Below are 3,959 nucleotides of genomic sequence, written 5' to 3'. Positions count from 1 at the left end.
TAGTTATCCACGTCATTGCACTCATTCAAATCAACCTCCAATCGGAGGTGCTTTCCCTCAATGATAATCTTGTTCTCCGCCAATGTTCATCACCCCTTTTGGATCCAGTTATTGCTCCAGCTCTGGTACTCGTACACTGCTTTTCCCTTTACCGGAAAAAAGCTTTCTAAAGTGTAGACGTTCACTCTCTTGTTTGTCTCCTGGTCAATTACCTGCTTGTAGCCAAACATTAATCTAACTTTCTCAATGCTCCCCGCTGGAATCCTAAGCTCCTCAGCCATTTCAGGGGGAATTGTAATATCCTCTTTGAAATTGTTCCTTAGGTTTCCTGTCCTTTGGCTAATAAAGTATTTCTGAGGGTTCTCTTCCATTTCTTGTAGTGTTTTCGTTAGGAGTTGAGCCAGTTGCTGTGAATCTTTAATCACGCAGGGAAGCTGCTTAGCCTCACCGTTGACAATAATCTTCTGACCCATCGGCCAGAAGTCTGTAACTGGCTTCTTCGGACTTGTCATTTCGTACCCTATGACGTGCCTCAGCCACCAGTGTATCAGCCCGCCGTCTTCGTTCCCCTTCTTTATCACGATCTTTATGGTTTTGAGCTCCCCGTTAACGTTAATAGTTAGGGTGGTCTCTTTCTCCAGTCTTTCTGCACTTCCAAGGAACATGTCAAGCCCCTGTGTGAGCGCGCTTGCAGTTGTGCCGTGCTCCGCCGCCTCGGCTATAACGTGCCCAACATTATCCTCCGAGACACCCATCTCGACGAGATCGTCGGCGTACTCCCTTACGGCCCTCGTCGTCAGCCCGTGCTCGACCTCGTACGCAACAACCTTCCCAACGCTCTCCTCGCTCATCCCGTGCTCGATGAAGTAGCCGACGTCCTCGACCATTTCACTCGTGCTTATGCCGTGCTCCACCTCTTCCTCAATGACCTCCGGGGGAATTTTCAGATTTAGGAGGTAGTCGACGTTGCTCTTGATCTCCCCCAGGCTCAGGCCCCTCTCGGTTTCCTTCGCTATGGTCTCCTCCGATAGGCCGTCCTTTTCGAGATCTTTGAGAATGTTGATGTTTTCATTGTCTTGCATTCCCTCATCAGCAAGCTTATACGAACCGCTCGGGATAACGTTCTCCGTTTTTCCGGTCTCGGGATTCTCGACCGACTTGATGACCCCGGTGTCCTTCAGCTCGTTAGCCAGCTCATCCGAAAGCACAGCCGCATCAGGTACCGATTTTGAGGCGCCCTCTTCCGCCGCTTTTTCTACTTCAGCTATGCCAAGGTGGTCAACGAGCTCCTCCACGCCGTCTTTCAGGAGATTTTTCGCAGCTCCTGCGTCCTCAGGGACGAGCATAAGTACTGCCGCTGTAGTACCGAGGTCCGTCCAGCATTCCCAGGATTTCAACCCATGATTAGTACACGTTGAGTACGCTGAGTAGACAGCATAGGCATCAGAAGCACCGGGCGCCACGCTGACTATGAACTTCAGCCCTTTCTTAATTTTGCTCCAGTTAATGCCGAATAAGTCTGGGCAGATCTGACCAGATCCAATTGCCTGCGGATTTGGAAGCCTGATCGAGACCGCCCCGGGAGGCAGCGAATACGGACTTACCCAGCGGCTTTCAAAGGTTCTCCCACCCGGGACTTTCATGACCAGCTTGAAGTAGTGGTACCTGGCGAGCCATATCACCGTGGCCACGTAGGAAACGTTTGCATTTGCCTGCGCGATGTGGATGCGTTTCGATGCGGAGACCCCATCGTCGCCGAGGTACAGGTAGTAATCCGCAGTTGAATAGCCCTGGGGTATCTTCCAGCTTACAACCGCCAGGGAAGTGTTGGGGTCGTAGTTCATATGGCTGACGAGTATCTCCCCCTTCCTGGGCACGTAAGGGGCCGCCGACGCCTCGGAGACGGGTCCGGCTGACAGCGCACTCGACACTACCGCCAGAGCCAGCAGGGTCAGTATTGCCGCAACGGATAGTCCCCTTCTCATCGTAGCACCCCCAAATCCTTCACCATTGGGATGGAATGCCCACTTAAAAACTTTATGATATTAACGAATATCATACATACATATCACTTATCGATTAATAGTAAATGCAGAACATAAACAAAAGGTTACACCTCACGTATGAAAAATCTCACAGAGAACGAGTTCAGAGGATCTTTACAGAAAAAAGTACTCCAACACCTTAGCATAACATCCTTCCAGAAAACCCAGAAAACGGACGGGATACAAAGGAAACATGGTTTAGAGCAGCTTCTTGACCTTGGCATGGTGAAACAGACCCATGGTGAGGTACACCAGGGAGGAGACAACCAGAGGAAAGCTTGCTAAATAAAACCCCGCCACGAGGAACAGGATGGAGGTACCCACGTAAAAGGCGCTCCAGCTTATGTCGTTTCTCTTAACAACCTCGAGGTAGACGGTCACGTCATCCGGGACCTGGAGGAGGGTGAGCCTGCCCCTCTTGAACCTGATAACCCCCTCCCTCTCCATCCTCGGGATGTGAGTCTGGAGGAGACTCACGTAAACGCTCTTCCTGTGCTTCCTGTCCGTCGAACCCTCCATCTCTGAGATGTAGTCAACGAGCTCCCTGAGCTCGGCAGAACCCTCCCTCTCCTGAAGGAACCTCACCATGAGGGTTCTCCTGCTGTTCCCGAGGATCATCTGGGAGTTGGGGACTTCTTCAATCAGAAGGCCCACCTCCCCTGAGCCTGTACTGCCTCCTGCGGTTTACAGGTGAGTAGGAGAACTCAACCTTCCCGGAGGAGACCATCCTCCTGAGAACCCTCTCAACCTTCTGCCTCGTGCAGGGCACTCCGCCCTCGTTCAGGAAGCGGGTTATAAAGGCCGTTCCCAACGACCCATGAACCTTGAGGAGGCCCTTTATCCGAGCCTCAAGCTCCTCATCAGTCATCCCATCAGCCCCCGTGTCCGCATTAAAACCCAACATTCTTTATTGGTTCTTCAACTACTTAAAGGTTCCTCAAAAGTCTGAAAAACGGACAAAGATTGACCGGGGAGTATGAAAATCGGAGGGTCGGAAGAAGCCCCACCAGCAACGAGGAGCTGGAAGCGCTGAGAAGATGATGGTTACGGGAAGAGTCTTGAGAACTGACCTCCTCGCCGCTCCAAAGGGCAATGCTCTCAGGAGAAAAAAGTAAATGAAACGGCCGGTAGAAACTGGAAAAAGCAATTGAGAGCCTATCAATGGGATCACATGGTGAAAATGAGCAAGCCAGCGGGGTTCGAAGTTCATCTGGAGCCCGGTTGAGTGGTAGCCCCGCGGGGATTCGAACCCCGGTCGCGGGATCCAGAGTCCCGCATGCTTGGCCGCTACACCACGGGGCTGTGCCCGTTGATAGCTTACGGGAGCGATTTATAAATTTTGCCCTCGGCATTGGGGACACAACTCTTATATCCCGACGGCTGCCCAAGTTCTGGGACTTATCAGACAAGATGAGGCAGACCCACGGTTTGAAGGAACTCCTGAGAAAAGAGAATACTTGGAGAACTCAACTAAATTGCACCAGTTAGATAAGAAATCCGCCTTCACTTTAGAATTCTAAAAACAGTTGATAACTTTCCGCCAGCGCTTTGCGAAGCAAGCAAACTTTGCTCTGCAAAGTTTGATCAAAGAGTAAACTTCCACCAAAACTGCCTGGAATGAGTTTGCATGTCCCCTCAAGATTAAAAACTCAAAGCGGGTTTACACTTGAAAAAGCAATCTAAAACAGGTTTCAACTTCCCATTAACGCCCTTTGAGCGTTGTACTCATAGTGAAACACTGCAGAACCAGCAGGTGAAAGAGCAAACCCCTCTAAAACTGAGAATCCCAAAAACGACATGCGAACTTTGATGAAACTTTGCGCAGGCAAAATTTCTGTGGCGGGCCCGCCGGGATTCGAACCCGGGGGTACCGGCTCCGAAGGCCGGCGCCATGTCCCCTAGGCCACGGGCCCT

Annotated in this window: 3 protein-coding genes and 2 tRNA genes; all 5 read right to left on the bottom strand. The window is 51.3% G+C overall.

The features are described from left to right. Positions 1–89 precede the first annotated feature (89 nt). The 5 genes from MVB78_RS08855 to MVB78_RS08835 all read right to left on the bottom strand — a co-directional run bounded on the left by MVB78_RS08855 (position 90) and on the right by MVB78_RS08835 (position 3,958). A complete protein-coding gene (locus tag MVB78_RS08855) occupies positions 90–1,985 on the bottom strand; it encodes a hypothetical protein (protein WP_297490444.1) in 1,896 nt (631 codons plus the stop codon). Positions 1,986–2,243: 258 nt separating this feature from the next. Further along, on the bottom strand, positions 2,244–2,699 hold the full coding sequence (locus MVB78_RS08850; RefSeq protein WP_367271006.1) for a hypothetical protein: 456 nt from the start codon (positions 2,697–2,699) through the stop codon (positions 2,244–2,246). Then, positions 2,683–2,913 carry a hypothetical protein gene (locus tag MVB78_RS08845; protein WP_297490442.1) on the bottom strand — a complete coding sequence of 77 codons (231 nt, stop codon included), beginning with the start codon at positions 2,911–2,913 and terminating at the stop codon, positions 2,683–2,685. The genes MVB78_RS08850 and MVB78_RS08845 overlap by 17 nt, the downstream gene beginning before the upstream one ends. 358 nt (positions 2,914–3,271) lie before the next feature. Further along, a tRNA-Gln gene (locus MVB78_RS08840) sits at positions 3,272–3,347 on the bottom strand. Positions 3,348–3,882: 535 nt separating this feature from the next. Next, a tRNA-Arg gene (locus MVB78_RS08835) sits at positions 3,883–3,958 on the bottom strand. Position 3,959: the final 1 nt, after the last annotated feature.

The organism is Thermococcus sp. (genome assembly GCF_026991495.1).
Taxonomy (GTDB): domain Archaea; phylum Methanobacteriota_B; class Thermococci; order Thermococcales; family Thermococcaceae; genus Thermococcus.
Note: the sequence above shows the minus strand (reverse complement) of the source record. Positions and strands in the feature narration are given on the sequence as shown.

Bases quoted from the DNA above. Each gene is read 5' to 3' on its own strand.
- MVB78_RS08855 (WP_297490444.1), bottom strand. From the start codon at position 1,985: ATGAGAAGGGGACTATCCGTTGCGGCAATACTGACCCTGCTGGCTCTG.
- MVB78_RS08845 (WP_297490442.1), bottom strand. From the start codon at position 2,913: ATGACTGATGAGGAGCTTGAGGCTCGGATAAAGGGCCTCCTCAAGGTT.